Genomic DNA, 18013 nt, shown 5'->3' with positions numbered 1-18013 from the left:
TTTGTACTCTAGCGCACGATATCTCTTATTCTTCGTGCGTTATGCCCCTATTTTGTACTCTAGCGCACGATATCTCTTATTCTTCGTGCGTTATGCCCCTATTTTGTACTCTAGCGCACGATATCTCTTATTCTTCGTGCGTGCTCACCTACTAATTTCATCTCCAATATAAAAAGCAGTAGAAACTCACATTTAAGTGAATTTCTACTGCTTCTTTAATGTCTATTTTTCAATATAAGCTTCTTTTAATGTAGAAACGCCTCCGAATTGGTGGTTCACTACGTTTTTAACGTTAGGTTTTTGAAGTTGTGCTACACCGACTTGATAAAGTGGTACAATACCCGCTTCATTTAATAACATACCTTCAGCTCTTTGTAATTCTGAAAGTCGTTTGTCAGGATTGCTTGCTAATGATGAGTCTGCTGCTTTAATAATACTGTCATATTCTTTATTAGACCAGCCAGTATTATTATGAGAACCGTCTGTAACATAAAGTTCTAAGAATGTCATTGGATCTGGATAATCTGGAATCCAGTTTTCTAGTGACATTTCATATTCACCTTTTGATACGAGATCAAGTTTTTGTTTAAATGGTTGTTGTTTAATTTTAATCGTAACACCATCTAAATTCTTCTCTAACTGTTCTTTAAAGTATTCAGCATCTCGTTTAGCTGTATCTTTATCATAAGTCATAAGCTCAATTGTAAATTTATCTTTACCTAATGCTTTTTTAGCTTTTTCATAATGTTCTTTTGCTTCTTTAACATTATATTGGTTCGTATTTTTCACGCCATCTTGATATTCCTTACCTTTACTATCTTTAACAAAATCTTTTGGTACAAAGTTATCTGTTGGAATAGAACCGTTGTTCAAGTTATTTTTTACGTATGCTTCTTTATCAATTGCTTTAGCAAATGCTAGTCTAAAGTCTTCATTCTTGAATTCAGGTACTGTATCTTCATTTAATTTGAAGTAATACGTTACGGTATCTAATTCTGTATTAAATGCTTTGTCATCTTTATATTTCTTAACTTGCTCTGCTGGTAAATCTACAATATCCAATTTATTAGTTTCATATAAATTTACAGCTGTTGAAGCTTCTTTAACGACTTTGTAGTTAACTTTATTTAATTTAACTTTATCTTTATCCCAGTAATCATCATTTTTTTCTAACGTAACTTTATCATCTGTTTTCCAGTCAGTCATTTTGAATGGTCCATTATATAATGTTGTTTTGACTGTTGTACCATACTTGTCACCTTGTTTTTTAACGAATTTTTCATTTTGTGGCATAAATGTACCGAATGACAATAATTCTTTATAATATGGTAATGATTTCGTTAGTTCAAATTCTAATGTATGATCATCTACTGCTTTAACACCAAGTTCTTCAGGCTTTTTATCTCCTGAATTAATTTCTTCTGCATTTTTAATATCGTATAAGATATATGCATATTCAGATGCAGTATCTGGATCTACAACTTTTCTCCAAGCAAAGACAAAATCATGTGCCGTCACTGGATCGCCATTTGACCATTTTGCATCATCTCTTAATTTAATCGTCCACTTCTTACCATCGCTCGTAGTTTTCGGGTCACCTTTTGCTACTGCTGGTATTGCTTTATCATCTTTATCTAATGTGTAGAGACCTTCCATTGTTTGGAAAAACATATCAAATGATAAACCATCTGTTGCCATAGCTGAATCCATCGTGGGTACATCACCATTAATTTGTAAGTCTAGCGTTTCATCACTCTTACCCTTACTACCGCCACCCGACGAACATGCACTCAATATGAGTACCGCTACTAACATCATTGTTAAAACTTTAAATATTTTAGACATGTAACTCATCCCCTAAGTTTATATTTAGTTAAACTACTGATTTGTTACTTTTGAACATAGGCATGTTTTAAATCTGTATCTCCACCAAACTTATGTCTTTCAATATCTTTCACATAACTTTGCGTTAATCTTGCATTCCCTTGTTGATAAATAGGTACAATAACCGCTTCATCTAATAATAATGATTCAGCATCTTGCATAGCTTCAACACGTTCTTGTTCTTTATCTAACAATTTATCTCCCGCATCGTTAATTTTGCTATCATATTCTTTATTCTTCCAACCAGTTTCATTCATCACATTATCACTTGTAAATAATTCTAAGAACGTCATAGCATCTGGGTAATCTGGGCCCCATCTACCGAATGAAATTTGATAATCCATGTTTGCTTCTAATTTTAATTTTTGCTTATAAGGCTGTTGTTTAACTTTGATTGTTACACCTGGTAAGTTTTGCTCAATTTGCTCTTTAAAGTATTCAGCATCTTTTTTAGCGTTATCTTGGTCATATGTTAATAATTCAAAAGTAAATTCATCTTTACCAAGTTCTTTCTTAGCAGCTTCTAAATGTTTCTTAGCTTCTGCTTTATTGAATTTATTATCTGTTTTAACACCTTTTGTATAGTCTTCTCCTTTAGTATCCTTTACAAATTCTGTAGGTACTAATGAGTTTGCTGCTTTAGAACCATTGTTTAAATTACTCTTAACATATTGTTCTCTATCAATTGATTGTGCGATTGCCATTCTTAAATCTTTATTTTTGAATTCAGGTACATCTTTTTGATTCATTCTCATAAAGTAAACTCTTGATTCAAGTTCTGTGTTATAAGCTTTATCATTTTTATATTTCTTAACATTTTCTGCTGGGATAAGTGCTTCATCTACATCCCCTGCGTTATACATATTTAGAGCTGTTTGAGGCTCTTTAACAACTTTAAAATTCACACTATCTAATTTCACATTACCTTTATCCCAATATTCTTTGTTCTTAGTTAAAGTATAATTATCTTCTGTCTTCCAGTCAGATAACGTAAATGGTCCATTGTATAGAGTATCTTCAGCAGTTGTACCATATTTATCGCCTTTTTCTTTTACGAATTTTTCATTTTGCGGTAAAAATGAACCGAATGACAATAATTCTTGGTAATAAGGTAATTCACGATTAAGTTTAATTTCTAATGTTTTGTCATCAATCGCTTTAACACCTAATTCTTCAGGCTTCTTATCACCTTTGTTAATATCTTCGGCATTTTCAATATCAAACATAATAAATGCATACTCAGAAGCAGTCTTTGGATCAACTAATTTACGCCAAGCATATACGAAATCATCTGCAGTAACTTTATCGCCATTTGACCACTTTGCATCTCTTAATTCAATCGTCCATGTCAAACCGTCTTTAGACTTTTTAGGATCACCCTTTGCAATACCCGGAATCGCTTTGTCATTTTTGTCTAACTTATACAACCCTTCCATCGTATTATTTAATGCATCAAAAGACACAGCATCAGTTGCTAAAGATGAATCCATTGATGGAATATCCGAAATAGAAATTAATCGTAACTTTTTGCCATCCCCTGCAGAACTGTCACTTTTATCCTTTCCGTTTCCACCACTACATGCCGATAAAAGTAAAATTATCGACAGAAATACTAAAAAGCCCCACCTTGCATGTTTGTTTTTCATAAACATTTCCCCTTATTCAATTTTTGAAAATTCAGTCATTTCTGAACTTTCTTCAATTATAATGTTAATTTGTTTGTGTCGCAACATAAGTTATCAAGAAATACATTTTTAGAATTTAATAAAGATTTCATAAGAATAATTATCCAATATCAAAAAATAAACCCTACAAATATTGAATTTGTAAGGTTTATTCCTAGGATTTATTTTGCGCCTTCTATTTCAACGCCTTTTAATGTGTAATCTCCACCGTATTTATGGTTTTGCCAATTTTTAATATATGGCTGTCTTAATCTTGCAGAACCTGTTTGGAATAATGGAGATATAGATGCTGAATCTAAAAATTCTGATTCTGCATCTTGTAATGCTTTAATACGTTTATCGCTATTTTCTGGTTTCAACATTTCATCTGAATTGGCTTCTTCTAACGCTTTATCATATGCTTTGTTATCATACCCTGTTTGGTTATGCGGTGAATCTGATGTAAATAAATCTAAGAATGTTGTTGGATCTGGATAATCTGGGAACCAACCTGCAAATGAAATATCAAAGTCTTTTTTAGACTCAAGTGCGAGTTTTTGTTTAAATGGTTGTTGTTTAATTTTTAATGTTACACCAGGTAAATTTTTCTCAACTTGTTCTTTTACAAATTCTCCTGCTTTTTTAGATTCGTCTTCATCATACGTTAGCAATTCAATTGTAAATTTATCTTTACCTAAGTCTTTTTTCGCTTTTTCAAGATGTTCTTTTGCATCTTTTTTGTTATAGCTTAGAGACGACTTCACACCTTCTGTATAATCTTTATCGTCGCTATCTTTCACGAAGTCTTTAATCATTAATGTATCTAATGGTTTAGAACCATTATTCAACAACGAATTCACATAAGATTTCTTATCTATTGATTTCGCGATTGCTTTTCTTAAATCTTCATTTTTTAAGTTCTCATTTTTCTCTTTATTAATTCTGAAGAAGTAACTACCTGATGTTGCTTCAGTAGAAAAATCTTCTCTGTCTTTATATTTTTTAATGTTTTGTGCATCTAACCCAACCATGTCTAACTTACCTGTTTGATACATATTAATGGCCGTTTGCGTATTTTTAACAACTTTAACGTTCACGTCTTTAACTTTCACTTTATCTTTATCCCAATATTCATCATTCTTTTCAAGCTTCCATTTATCTTCTGGTTTCCACTCTGTTAATTTATATGGTCCATTTGATAATGTCGTCTTAGCTGTTGTTCCAAATTTGTCACCTTGCTTTTCAACAAATTTTTCATTTTGAGGCATATATGAACCGAATGCTAATAAACTTTCCATCCAAGGCACATCTTTAATGAGTTTAATTTGAAGTGTGTGATCATCAATCGCTTTAACACCTAATTCTTCAGGCTTTTTATCACCTTGTGTAATCTCTTTTGCATTCTCTATATTTTCAAACATATAGGCAAATTCTGCAGCTGTATCTGGGTCCACTGACCTTTGCCATGCATATACAAAATCATGTGCTGTTACTGGATCACCGTTAGACCATTTGGCATTATCTCTTAATTGAATCGTCCATGTTTTTCCATCGCTAGACTTTTTAGGTTTATCTTTTGCAACACCTGGTATAGGTTTATCATTTTTATCTAATACGTATAAGCCTTCTAATGTTTGAGCAAAAGTTGTAAATGATACTTGGTCAGCTGCTAATGATGGGTCCATAGTTGGTATATCATCACCTGATGATAAATTCAGCTCATTTTTAGATTTGGACTGTTTAATATTGCTACCTTTTTCATCTTTATCATTACTACACGCTGACAAAATAAGCATCAATGAGACAACTATCATAAATATGACTTTATACTTTTTCATTTTTAATGCGCCTCCTCATTATTGTGTCAAACATCGTGAAAATATAAAGAAAAGCAACCAATGTTTCCATTGATTGCTTTCATTCACTTTTATTTAGCTCCAGCGATTTCTACTTCTTTAAGTGAGTAGTCTCCACCGAATTTATGTGGTTCCCAATTTTTAACGTAAGGTTGACGTAAACGAGCAACACCTTGTTGGTAAAGTGGCCCAATTGAAGCTGAGTCTAAGAATTTAGTTTCAGCATCTTGTAATAATTTAGTACGTTTAGCACTATTTTCATCTTTTAACATTTCATCAGAATTAGCTTCATCTAATGCTTTATCGTACTCAGCATTTGCATATCCTGTTTGGTTATGTGGACTATTTTTCTTGAATAAATCTAAGAATGTTGTTGGATCTGGATAGTCAGGACCCCAACCAGCGAATGAAATGTCATAATCGCCTTTAGATTCTAATGCTAATTTTTGTTTGAACGGTTGTTGTTTAATTTTTAGTGTTACACCTGGTAAGTTTTTCTCAACTTGTTCTTTAACGAACTCAGCTGCTTTTTTAGATTCATCAGCATCATAAGTTAGTAACTCGATGTTGAATTTATCTTTACCAGTTGCTTTTTTAGCTTTTTCTAACAATTTCTTAGCTTCTTCTTTGTCGTAGCCTAATGGAGATTTAACGCCATCGATGTAGTCTTTATCATCTTTATCTTTAACGAAATCTTTAACCATTAATTTATCTGATGCTATAGAACCATTATTTAATAATGATTTAACATATTGATCTTTATCAATAGATTTTGCGAATGCTTTTCTTAAATCTTCATTTTGTAAGTCTTTGTTTTTAGTTTTGTTAATTCTAAAGAAATAGTTAGAAGAGTTTAACTCTGTTGAGAAATCTTCTCTATCTTTATATTTTGTTACGTTTGAAGCATCTAATCCAACCATATCTAATTTACCAGTTTGGTACATGTTAATAGCTGTTTGTACTTCTTTTACAACTTTATAGTTAACTTCTTTAAGTTTAACTTTGTCTTTATCCCAATATTCTTTGTTTGGTACAAGCTTCCAATTATCTTCAGTTTTCCATTGTTTCATAATGAATGGACCGTTTGATAATGTAGCATCAGCAGTAGTCCCGAATTTCTTACCTTGCTTCTCAACGAATTTTTCATTTTGAGGCATGAATGAACCGAAAGCAAATAGACTTTGCATCCAAGGAACGTCTTTAATTAATTTAATTTCTAAAGTTTGATCATCAATTGCTTTAACACCTAATTCTTCAGGTTTTTTCTTACCTGCAGTAATGTCTTTAGCATTCTCGATGTTTTCAAACATATATGCATATTCAGCTGCTGTGTCTGGATCTACAGTTCTTTGCCAAGCATAAACGAAGTCATGCGCTGTTACTGGATCACCATTTGACCATTTTGCATTGTCTCTTAATTTGATCGTCCAAGTTTTACCGTCTGCAGATTTTTCAGGATCTGCTTTTGCAACACCTGGTGCAGGATTATCATCTTTATCTAATACATATAATCCTTCTAAAGTTTGGTTAAATGTAAAGAATGATACTTGGTCTGTTGCTAAAGATGAATCCATAGTTGGAATATCTGATGTTGAAGATAAGTTTAAGACGTTTTCAGATTTTTCGCTCTTAACGCCGCCTTTACCACCTTCGTCACTTTTAGAACCGCCACCACTACATGCTGCTAACGTTAAAACAGCTGCAACGAGTATTGACAATAAAACCGAAATCTTCTTCCTCATATAGCTTTTCCCCCTTGTTTTCTTACTTCTGAGTAATCAGAAGAGTTATTATAATTATATTTTAAAAATGCATGAATAACAATAAAAATTCACACAATTTTCAAACAATTGTTAAAATGCGGTAAATCTTGATTAAAAACTATAATTTATGCTTCTGTTAAATCAAAGTCTTTATTATAGTTGGCCTTCTTCTCAGCAAATTCTTTTTCAGAACAATATACAAAGTGATCCGGACCTACTTCTCTTAATTCTAGTTTGTCGTCGTCTTCATATTTATGTATATCTGGATTATATGAAGATCTTGTTCTTGTTCGTTCAGAATCAGGATCTGGTAATGGAATTGCTGATAATAATGATTTCGTATATTCATGTTGAGGGTGCTTATAAATTTGGTCAGATGGTCCAAGTTCAACCAATTTACCAAAGTACATGACACCGATTCTATCTGAAATATATTTAACCATTGATAAATCATGCGCGATGAATAAGAACGTAATGCCTTTTTCATCTTGTAGCTTTTGCATTAAGTTAACGACTTGTGCTTGAATCGAAACATCAAGTGCAGAGATAGGTTCATCTGCAATAATGAATTCTGGTTCAACAGCTAATGCACGTGCAATTCCTAACCTTTGTCTTTGTCCACCTGAGAACTCATGTGGATATCTATTAGCATGCTCTTTATTTAAACCAACTGTTTCAAGTAATTCGTAAACACGTTTTTTTCTTTCTTCTTTACTTGAAACTAATTTGTGAACATCTAAACCTTCAGCAATAATATCCATAACTTTAAGACGTGGATTTAACGATGCATATGGATCTTGGAAAATCATTTGCATACGACGATTAAATCGTAATAAATCTTTACGCTTTTTGATATTTTGTATATCAACGTTATCAAAGATGACTTTCCCGTCAGTTGCATCATATAGTTTAATAAGTGTGCGTCCCGTTGTGGATTTACCACAACCAGACTCACCAACTAAACCTAATGTTTCACCTTTAAATATTTGAAATGAGATATCATCTACCGCTCTTACCTCATTTTTCTTGCCTACGTTGAAATATTGCTTTAAATTTTGAACATCAATCAGTACTTCTTTTTTATCAGCCATTAGAACGTCACCCTTTCTACACGTTTTGGCTTGTCAAATTGATCTGGTGTTGCTTTTTGTTTTAATTTAACAGCTTCTGGTAATTCTACTTTAGGTGCTCTTTCATCTAACAACCATGACTTCACAAAGTGTGTAGGTGAAATTTGGAACCAAGGTGGCTCTTCCTTAAAGTCAATATCTAAGGCATATTCACTACGTCTAGCAAATGCATCTCCAACAGGTGGCTTGATTAAATCTGGTGGTGTTCCAGGAATAGCCAAAAGTTCTGTATCATGAGATGTTTCTAAACTTGGCATTGATGATAGTAAACCCCATGTGTATGGATGTTTAGGATTATAGAAAATTTCATCAACTGAACCTGTTTCTACAATTTGTCCACCATACATAACTGCTACTCTATCTGCCACGTTTGCTACTACACCTAAGTCATGTGTAATAAAGATAATAGAAGTATCTATTTTATGTTGTAATTCTTTCATCAATTCTAATATTTGTGCTTGAATGGTTACGTCTAATGCTGTTGTAGGTTCATCTGCAATTAAGATTTTAGGGTCACAAGCTAATGCTGTTGCAATAACAATCCTTTGTCTTTGACCACCTGAAAATTGGTGAGGATAGTTATTAAATCTTTCTTTTGCTTTCGGTAAACCTACTAAATTTAAAATATCTAATGCACGTTTTTTAGCATCTTGTTTAGATAATTTTTGATGCTTAATAAGTGGTTCCATGACTTGCTTACCAATTTTCATTGTTGGGTTGAGTGAAGTCATAGGATCTTGGAATATCATACCAATCTCTTTACCACGAATCTTCTGCATTTCTTTTTCGCTTAATTTTGCAATATCTTTCCCGTCAAACAAAATGGATCCGTCTTTAATTCGACCTACTTTTTTCGGCAATAAGCGTGTTAATGCTTTAGTCGTAACAGATTTACCTGAACCTGATTCACCAACTATTGCGAGTGTTTCCCCTTTATCTAAATAAAAGTCTACACCTCTTACTGCTTGTACTTCCCCCGCGTCAATGTCGAAGGAAACATGTAAGTTATTTACTTCTAATATTCTCTTAGCCATAATTAATTTCCTCCTTATTTACGCATTTTAGGGTCAAACGCATCTCTTAAACCATCACTGAATAAGTAGAAGAATAAGATTAATAAACTTAATACTGTTGCTGGTACGAATAATTCATGTGGGTAAATCAGCAACATTTTTCTACCAGTATCAACTAATGAACCTAGTGATGCTTGTGGTGCTGGAATACCTAATCCAATGAAGCTTAAGAATGCTTCGAAGAAAATTGCACTTGGAACTGTAAACATTGACGTTACAATAATTGGGCCAAGTGTATTCGGTAAAATATGTTTAAAGATTAATTTAAAGTTAGAAACCCCTAATGTTCTAGATGCCATTACGAATTCTTGTTCTTTAATTTTCAAGAATTGTCCACGTACAATACGACTCATACCGAGCCAACCTGTAACGGACATGGCTAAAATAATTGTCCATATAGATGGATCAAATAGTAATACGAATAAAATTACGACAATTAAGTTTGGAATAGAAGATAGTATTTCTACAATACGTTGTAAAACATCATCTATTCTTCCCCCGAAGTAACCTGATACAGCACCGTAAATGACACCGATAAAGATATCTAGAGCTGCCGCTACAACACCGATGAATAAGGATACTTGTGTCCCTCTCCAAGTACGTGTCCATAAGTCACGTCCAAGTTCATCCGTACCGAACCAATAATTTTCTTGAACGTTTTGACTTTCATATATGTCAAAGCCATCCTTGTCTGTGCCATCAAATGGTAAGAATGGCACTTTATCTAATACTGGAATTTTCGGTGGTAAGTTTGCATGTGCAACGTTTTGATCACTAAATTTATGATCGTTCATTAAAGGTCCTACTAAAGAAATAACTGTCAGTAAGATAAGAAATACTAAACCAACAATCGCTAGTCTATTCCCTACAAGTTGCTTCCAAGCATCTTGCCAGAATGTACGACTTTTTCTTTCGAATTTTTCTTCTACTACTTTATCTCTTCCATGTAATACGAAGCTTTCTGCTGGCATACCTTGTGTTGAGTGTGTAACAGAGGCGTTATCATAACCGCTATTATTTAACTTGTTATCATCATTATTAGCCATTATTTTTTACCTCCTTCAACACGGATTCTTGGATCTACTAATCCGTAAAGTACATCAACTAAAAAGATTGAAATAATAAATAAGAAACTGAATAGTAACGTTAAAGCCATAATGACTGGATAATCATTTGTTTGTATTGATCGAACGAATTGGTCACCTAAACCTGGAACGCCGAATATATTTTCAATTGTCAAAGTACCTGTTAAGATACCTGCTAACATTGGCACGATAATCGTAATAATCGGAATTAATCCATTACGTACTGCATGTCCAAAAATAACACGTGCACTTGACATCCCCTTAGCTCTTGCTAATTCTATGTAATCAGAACTTAGGACCTCAATCATTTCAGAACGAATATAACGTGCAATTGTTGCCGTTACACCTGCTGCTAATGCAATTGATGGTAATACAGCAGTCATAAATCCACTCCAACCTGCTACAGGGAATATTTGCCATTCAACAGCAAATACATATTGTAGTAATACAGCTAGAACGAATGATGGAACTGAAATAAATATTACCGATAGGAAGGTGGCCCCATAGTCTACTATTGTATTTTGCCTGATTGCAGCAACTATACCTAATAATAAACCAGTAATAGTTCCTAAAATCATCGCATATGTACCCATTTCTACAGATGGTCCAAGTCTAGGTTTAATTAAACTCCAAACCTCTCTGTTATCGTATTGGAATGAAATACCAAAATCTCCTTTCGCGACATTTTTTAAATAGTTCGCGTATTGTACTGGTACAGGATCATTCAAACCATACTTTTCATTTATAATAACCTTCTGCTCTTCTGATAATTTCTCATCGTTGTACGGTGAACCCGGTAACAATTTCATTAAGAAAAATGTTATCGTCATAATTAAAAACAATGATATGAACATATAAATAATACGTTTCAAAGTATATCTAACCATTGTTTTGCCTCCAATCCCCTTATCGAATTCATATTTCTTTTAATATTCAGAAATATTTATATACATTATACAGAATTTATACAATGTAAATCAACACGAATATTCAGAATTTTGAATATGAAAGTGTTCAAAATAATAGATTATTTTATTACGATAAAGCGACAACGCGATGTTGATATACACTTTATTAGCATAAATATACAACATTTGTTTACTAATTACCTATTTTTTCTAATTTTCAGTCATTTACTATGTAGTAGCATACAATAATTATACATAAGTAAAATTACACTTATTTTTTTATTAAGTTCCACAAAACATAAATATTTTTTTCTAATCTGTTATAATACACTTAAATCTAATGATAAGAGGTAGGTAATAATGAAATTTTGGGGTATTTTTACTATAGGTTATATTGGCCTATTTGCTGTCCTTTGTCTTATCTTTTTAAAAGACCTAGATCAAGCAGCTAATATATACTTTTACATCATGACAATTGCTTTTGCAGCGAGTTGGATTGTCGCAATGAAACAAGATGGCGTTGGAGAAGTTTCTAGACAAGCTGTTCGGAAGTTTAATTTTCATATGAAGTCTAAAGCGTCACAAGATTACTTGAAAGACGATGAAATCATGAATCCAAATATGAAAGAACTACATTTAAAAGAAAGAAAAATACATAACTGGGTATTACCTTTTGTCGTATTAAGTACATTATTTTTTATTATCTCAATCTTTCTAGGATTTATCGTTTAATATTTTTCATAAAAAAAGCTGAAACACCAAATTTTCATTGGTATTTCAGCTTTATTTTTATAATCTATTTTTGATATTTTTTGAAGACTAATACTGCATTATGTCCACCAAAACCTAAACTATTACTCATAGCGTACTCAATATCTAATTTAGCCGCTTCATTAGGCGTATAGTCTAAATCGATTTCTGGATCTGGTGTATTTGCATTAATTGTCGGAGCGACAATACTATTTTCAATTGATAAAGCCGTTAAGATTGATTCAACTGCACCAGTTGCACCAAGTAAATGACCCATCATTGATTTAGTTGAACTTACTTTTAAGTTCTTAGCTGCATCACCAAAAGTAGATTTAATAGCTAATACTTCATATAAATCACCAATTGGCGTACTTGTTCCATGCGCATTTAAATATTGGATATCTTCTGGTTTAATACCAGCATCTTTAATGGCTTCTTGCATTGCACGAGCACCGCCTTCTCCATTTGGAGATGGTGCTGTTATATGGAATGCATCACCAGTTGATCCATAACCTACAATCTCAGCATAAATATGTGCACCACGTGCTTCAGCTGATTCTAATGATTCTAATACGACTACTCCAGCACCTTCACCCATGATGAAACCATCTCTTCCTTCTTGGAAAGGGCGACACGCTGTATTTTTGTCAGGATTTGTAGATAATGCTTTATTCGCACTGAAACCTGCCATAGCCATTTCTGTTATAGGTGCCTCTGTACCACCAGCTAACATAACATCAGCATCACCACGTTGGATGATTTTAAATGCATCACCTATAGAGTTTGTACCTGTTGCACAAGCTGTAACTGTACAACCATTTGGTCCTTTAGCACCTAAATCTATAGATACTTGACCAGTTGCCATATCTGGAATCATCATTGGTACGAAGAAAGGACTTACACGTTTTGGACCGCGTTTTAATAGCATATTGTGTGAGTATTCGAATGTTTCCATACCACCAATACCTGAACCAATCCAAACACCTACACGGTGACTATTTTCATCTGTAATTTCATATTTAGAATCTTTTAGTGCTTCACGAGCTGCAACAATTGCATATTGCGTGAATCTATCCATTTTACGAGCATCTTTTTTCGGAATATGATCATCAATATTGAAATCTTTCAATTCACCTGCTAATTTAGCTGGAAATTCAGAAACATCAATCCTTGTTACTTCGTCTATGCCGTTTTTACCGTTAATTGCATTTTCCCAAGTTGTAGGCACGTCATTTCCTAAAGGATTTAATGTACCTAAACCAGTCATTACAACACGTTTTTTCTCTGTCATTATCCAATTTCCTCCTATTTACCCCAGCGTAACGTTATGGCACCCCAAGTCAGGCCGCCACCAAATCCAACTAGGACTATTGTATCGTTATCTTTTATTTTACCTTGTTCTAATTCATATGCAATACTTAAGGGTATTGAAGCTGCAGATGTATTCCCGTATCTATCTACAGTTACACTCATCTTCTCTTTAGCAATACCTAATCTTTCACGTGCAGATTCCATAATTCTGATATTAGCTTGATGTGGTACAAACATATCGATGTCATCTGATTGTAGACCTGCTTTTTCTACTGCTTTAGTTGAAGCTTCACCCATAATTCTAACTGCAAACTTAAAGACTTCTCGTCCATTCATTTGGATTGTATTAGCATCCATATCTTGATATAGGTATGGTCCACCATTACCATCTGAACCAAGCTCAACACTTAGTATACCTTTACCTTCTGATACTTCGCCAATGATTGCTGCGCCAGCACCATCACCAAATAATATCGCTGTACTTCTGTCATTCATATCTGTAATTTTCGTTAGTTTATCAGCACCAACTACTAATACATTTTTATAAAGACCAGATTGTACAAATTGTTGTGCAGTTACTATACCATAAATAAAACCAGTACATGCAGCAAGTTGATCCATAGATGGAACTTTATTTAAACCTAATCTCTGCTGTAATGTTGTTGCTACAGTTGGAAATGGTTTATCCCCTGTTGAAGTTGCTACGATAATCATTTCGATTTCTTCTTTATCCATTCCTGAATCTTCAATCGCTCTTACCGCAGCTTCGTATGCCAAATCACTTGTATCTTCAGTATCATCAGCAAAACGTCTTTCTTTTATACCTGTCATTTTTGTAATCCATTCATCTGATGTATCTAAATAACTTTCAAAATGTTCATTTTTTACCACGCGTTTAGGCGCATATGCACCAAAACCTTTTATACCAATATCCATTATATTGACACCTTCTTATAATCTGTTGTTATTATCAGGTACTAATTTAACATACTTATACCATTATACACAAGCACAGACTCACTTTTAAAAATATTTAAATCGTTTTCATCATATAAGGTATACAATTTATAAAAAGTTAATTATAATAAATGATATGACATTAACAGTTACGGAGGATAAAAAATGCAATACATCTTAACTTTTATATGGGCATTCTTATTATCACAAATGATAAACTTTGTATTACATAGTTTAGGCGGTTCAGATGAAGCGCTAAATTTTGTTAGTCCAACTATTTATGCAATCATTTTTACAGTTGTTATTATTCTTTTAGATGCATTAATTGGTAAATCTTCTGAGGACAAACAAAGTACACAACATTCATAAAAAAATCCCGTCAATTATATGACGGGATTTTTTTGTTTGTCATCAACTATATAATTTTTAGCTGATAATCAACGTGTGAAGGTGGGCGTTGTGAACACTTCTCGCCAAACTTGTTCATAACGGGGGCGTTGCGAACACTTCTTACCAAACTTGTTTATAACGGCGGCGTTATTTATAAAACTCGGCCGAAGTGTTACTAAGGATAGCCATAGTTACAAAACTCGGCTGAAATGTTACTAAGGATAGCCATAGTTACAAAACTTGGCCGAAGTGTTACTAAGGATACCCATAGTTACAAAACTCAGTCGAAGTGTTACTAAGGATACCCATAGTTACAAAACTCAGTCGAAGTGTTACTAAGGATACCCATAGTTACAAAACTCAGCCGAAGTGTTACTAAGGATACCCATAGTTACAAAACTCGGCCGAAGTGTTACTAAGGCACTCGTTATTTGCACTTCTCACCAAACTTGCTAATTGCTTCCTTACTATCTTATACACATCACCAAAAAAATCCCGCCAATTACATGACGGGATTCATTATTATGCATTTACTTCAAATTTAACTTCACCATCTACTAAGTGTACGTTTACTATTGTACCTTCTTTTAATTCTTGACCGATCATTAATCTTGCTAATGGTGTTTCAATTTGTCTTTGTACAAATCGTTTCAATGGTCTTGCACCAAATTGTGGTTCATATGCTTCTTCAGCTATCCATTCTTTCACATCTTGATCTACACTAACTTTGATGTGTTGATCTACTAATCGAATGTTTAAGTTTGTAATAATATGATCTACGATATGACTCATATCTTTAATAGAAAGTGGTTTGAATAATACGATATCGTCCATTCTGTTTAATATTTCTGGTTTAAAGTAAGCATGCAAGCTGTCGTCTACTTGTTTTTTAGCTGATTCTTCAATTTCACCATTTTCAGTAACACCATCTAATAAATATTGTGATCCAATGTTACTTGTCATAATGATAATTGTATTTTTAAAATCAACACTGCGACCTTTTGCATCTGTTAATCTACCTTCATCTAATAATTGAAGTAATACGTTAAACACATCATTGTGTGCTTTTTCAATTTCGTCTAATAAAATAACTGAATATGGTTGTCTTCTAACCGCTTCTGTTAATTGGCCACCTTCTTCATAACCTACATAACCTGGAGGCGCACCAATCAAACGTGCTACAGAGTGTTTTTCCATATATTCACTCATATCAATTCTGATCATATGCTTTTCAGAATCAAATAATGTTGCTGCTAATGTCTTAGCTAATTCAGTTTTACCAACACCAGTAGGACCTAAGAATAAGAAACTACCAATTGGTCTATTTGGGTCTTTAATACCTGCTCTAGCTCTTACAACAGCATCTGACACTAAATCTACTGCTTCATCTTGACCGACAACTCTCTCATGTAGAATGTCTGAAAGTTTAAGTAATTTTTCTCTTTCAGTTTCAACAAGTCTTGATACTGGAATACCTGTCCATTGACTGACGATATAACCAATTTCTTCATCTGTTACAACTTCTCTAATAAGTCGGTCATGGTCAGATCCTGTTTCTTCAGCAAATGCTTCTTCTAATTCTTTTAATTCTGCTTCTATTTGTGGAATCTTACCGTGTTTAAGTTCTGCTGCTTTAGCTAAATCATATTGATTTTCTGCATTTTCAAGCGCTTGTTTACTTTCATCTAATTCTGCTCTTTTATCTTGTAATGATTTGATTTGTTCTTTCTCTTGTTCAACTTTACTTTGTAATTGTTGTTGTTTTTCTTTTTCATCGGCTAATTCTTTTTGTAATTCTTCTAGACGAATTTGACTGCTTTGGTCAGATTCTGATTTAAGTGCATTTTCTTCGATTTCTAACTGCATCACACGTCTATTTACAGCATCTAACTCAGTTGGATTAGAACCCATTTCTGTACGTATTGTTGCACAAGCTTGGTCTACTAAATCTATCGCTTTGTCTGGTAAGAATCTATCTGTAATATATCTATCTGATAATTCCGTTGCTGCTACTAACGCTCTATCTTGAATACGAACACCATGGTGTACTTCATATCTTTCTTTCAAACCTCTTAAAATTGATATAGTATCTTCTAAGTCAGGTTCTTTAACGTTTACTTTTTGGAAACGTCTTTCTAATGCTGAGTCTTTTTCAATGTATTGACGATATTCATTTAAAGTTGTTGCACCGATACAATGTAACTCACCTCTTGCTAACATTGGTTTAAGCATGTTACCTGCATCCATTGCACCATCTGTTTTACCTGCGCCAACTAACATATGAATTTCATCAATGAATAATAAAATTCTTCCTTCAGATTCTTTAACTTCTTTTAAGACTGCTTTTAATCTTTCTTCAAATTCACCACGGAATTTGGCACCAGCAACTAGTGCTGATAAGTCTAATTCAAAAATTGTTTTATCTAATAGTGATTCAGGAACATCTCTTTTAACAATTCGTTGAGCAAGTCCTTCTACAATTGCTGTTTTACCAACACCAGGCTCACCTATTAATACTGGGTTGTTTTTAGTTTTTCTACTTAATATACGAATCGTATTACGAATTTCCTCATCTCTACCGATTACAGGATCCATTTTCCCTTTTCGAACTTCTTCGACTAAATCTCTACCGTATTTAGATAATGCTTCGTATTGTACTTCAGGATTTTGTGATGTCACACGATTCCCTCCTCTTATTTTATTAATAATTTCATTAACGACTTCTTTTTTATTGCCTACCATATCGATTGTTGTTTGATCAACTTCGATGGCTGCTTTTAAGATATGCTCTATAGACATATAGTCATCTTGCATTTCTTCTTTAATTTTATCTGCTTTATTAAATAATTCATTAAGCTTAGGCGAAATATATTGTCCATATTGGACGTTATCACCTTTAACTACAGAATATTGTTTTAACTTTTGTTCATATTTATCTTTTAAAATTTCTGTATCAATATTTGCTCTTTCAAGTGTTCTCTTATAAATACTTTCATCTTCATTTAAGGCTGCAAGTAATACAGCTTCTATTTCAATATTTTGTAGTTGATATGATTGTGATAATTGTTGTGCTTGTTCAATTGCACTTTGTACGGAATATGTCATCTGATTAATATCCAAATGTATCACCTCTTTAAATTTTCAACGGCCAATAGTTTGACTATCTTTGACCTTAATTTGATTATATACCTTTTGACCTTCTTTGACAAATATAAAGCATCAAAATTACAAAACTTTTTTAT

13 protein-coding genes are annotated in these 18013 nt (G+C 33.1%); 2 read left to right on the top strand and 11 right to left on the bottom strand.

Annotated features, from left to right (window positions below; all coding sequences use genetic code 11):
- Positions 1–222: 222 nt before the first annotated feature.
- The 8 genes from LQ694_RS08970 to opp3b form a co-directional block, all read right to left on the bottom strand.
- Positions 223–1845, bottom strand: coding sequence for a peptide ABC transporter substrate-binding protein (locus LQ694_RS08970; protein ID WP_218696761.1), 1623 nt, complete (start codon positions 1843–1845; stop codon positions 223–225).
- Positions 1846–1889: 44 nt separating this feature from the next.
- Complete coding sequence (locus LQ694_RS08965) at positions 1890–3530, bottom strand: peptide ABC transporter substrate-binding protein (RefSeq protein WP_196968639.1); 1641 nt, start codon at positions 3528–3530, stop codon at positions 1890–1892.
- Between the two features lie 200 nt (positions 3531–3730).
- A complete protein-coding gene (locus LQ694_RS08960; protein WP_196968640.1) occupies positions 3731–5386 on the bottom strand; it encodes a peptide ABC transporter substrate-binding protein in 1656 nt (551 codons plus the stop codon).
- 89 nt (positions 5387–5475) lie between these two features.
- On the bottom strand, positions 5476–7146 hold the full coding sequence (locus tag LQ694_RS08955; protein WP_075577798.1) for a peptide ABC transporter substrate-binding protein: 1671 nt from the start codon (positions 7144–7146) through the stop codon (positions 5476–5478).
- A gap of 146 nt (positions 7147–7292) precedes the next feature.
- A complete protein-coding gene (locus LQ694_RS08950) occupies positions 7293–8258 on the bottom strand; it encodes an ABC transporter ATP-binding protein (protein WP_025905681.1) in 966 nt (321 codons plus the stop codon).
- Positions 8258–9331, bottom strand: a complete 1074-nt coding sequence (locus LQ694_RS08945; protein ID WP_049319851.1) for an ABC transporter ATP-binding protein — start codon at positions 9329–9331, stop codon at positions 8258–8260. Before LQ694_RS08945 ends, LQ694_RS08950 begins: the two co-directional genes overlap by 1 nt.
- A 14-nt stretch (positions 9332–9345) precedes the next feature.
- Positions 9346–10416 (bottom strand): oligopeptide ABC transporter permease, encoded by a 1071-nt coding sequence (gene opp3C, locus LQ694_RS08940; protein WP_096791222.1) that lies wholly within the window; start codon positions 10414–10416, stop codon positions 9346–9348.
- The gene (gene opp3b / locus LQ694_RS08935) at positions 10416–11342 is read right to left on the bottom strand and encodes an oligopeptide ABC transporter permease (protein WP_025905684.1); all 927 of its coding nucleotides are present in this window, start codon (positions 11340–11342) and stop codon (positions 10416–10418) included. The genes opp3C and opp3b overlap by 1 nt, the downstream gene beginning before the upstream one ends.
- 381 nt (positions 11343–11723) lie before the next feature.
- Between opp3b and LQ694_RS08930 the strand changes: the two genes are divergently transcribed.
- The gene (locus tag LQ694_RS08930; RefSeq protein WP_096791221.1) at positions 11724–12095 is read left to right on the top strand and encodes a DUF3899 domain-containing protein; all 372 of its coding nucleotides are present in this window, start codon (positions 11724–11726) and stop codon (positions 12093–12095) included.
- A 64-nt stretch (positions 12096–12159) separates the two neighbouring features.
- Here LQ694_RS08930 and fabF read toward each other — a convergent pair whose 3' ends face one another.
- Positions 12160–13404, bottom strand: a complete 1245-nt coding sequence (fabF, locus tag LQ694_RS08925; protein WP_096791220.1) for a beta-ketoacyl-ACP synthase II — start codon at positions 13402–13404, stop codon at positions 12160–12162.
- Between the two features lie 14 nt (positions 13405–13418).
- The gene (locus LQ694_RS08920) at positions 13419–14360 is read right to left on the bottom strand and encodes a beta-ketoacyl-ACP synthase III (protein WP_058611852.1); all 942 of its coding nucleotides are present in this window, start codon (positions 14358–14360) and stop codon (positions 13419–13421) included.
- 186 nt (positions 14361–14546) lie between these two features.
- Between LQ694_RS08920 and LQ694_RS08915 the strand changes: the two genes are divergently transcribed.
- Positions 14547–14750, top strand: a complete 204-nt coding sequence (locus tag LQ694_RS08915) for a YjzD family protein (RefSeq protein WP_058611853.1) — start codon at positions 14547–14549, stop codon at positions 14748–14750.
- A gap of 543 nt (positions 14751–15293) precedes the next feature.
- Here the strand turns inward: LQ694_RS08915 and clpB are convergent.
- A complete protein-coding gene (gene clpB, locus LQ694_RS08910) occupies positions 15294–17891 on the bottom strand; it encodes an ATP-dependent chaperone ClpB (protein ID WP_135015700.1) in 2598 nt (865 codons plus the stop codon).
- Between the last annotated feature and the right edge of the window lie 122 nt (positions 17892–18013).

It is taken from the genome of Mammaliicoccus sp. P-M58, from assembly GCF_022386165.1.
Lineage (GTDB): Bacteria > Bacillota > Bacilli > Staphylococcales > Staphylococcaceae > Mammaliicoccus > Mammaliicoccus sciuri.
The sequence above is the reverse complement of the archived record's forward strand: the minus strand, read 5'-3'. Positions and strand labels throughout refer to the sequence as shown.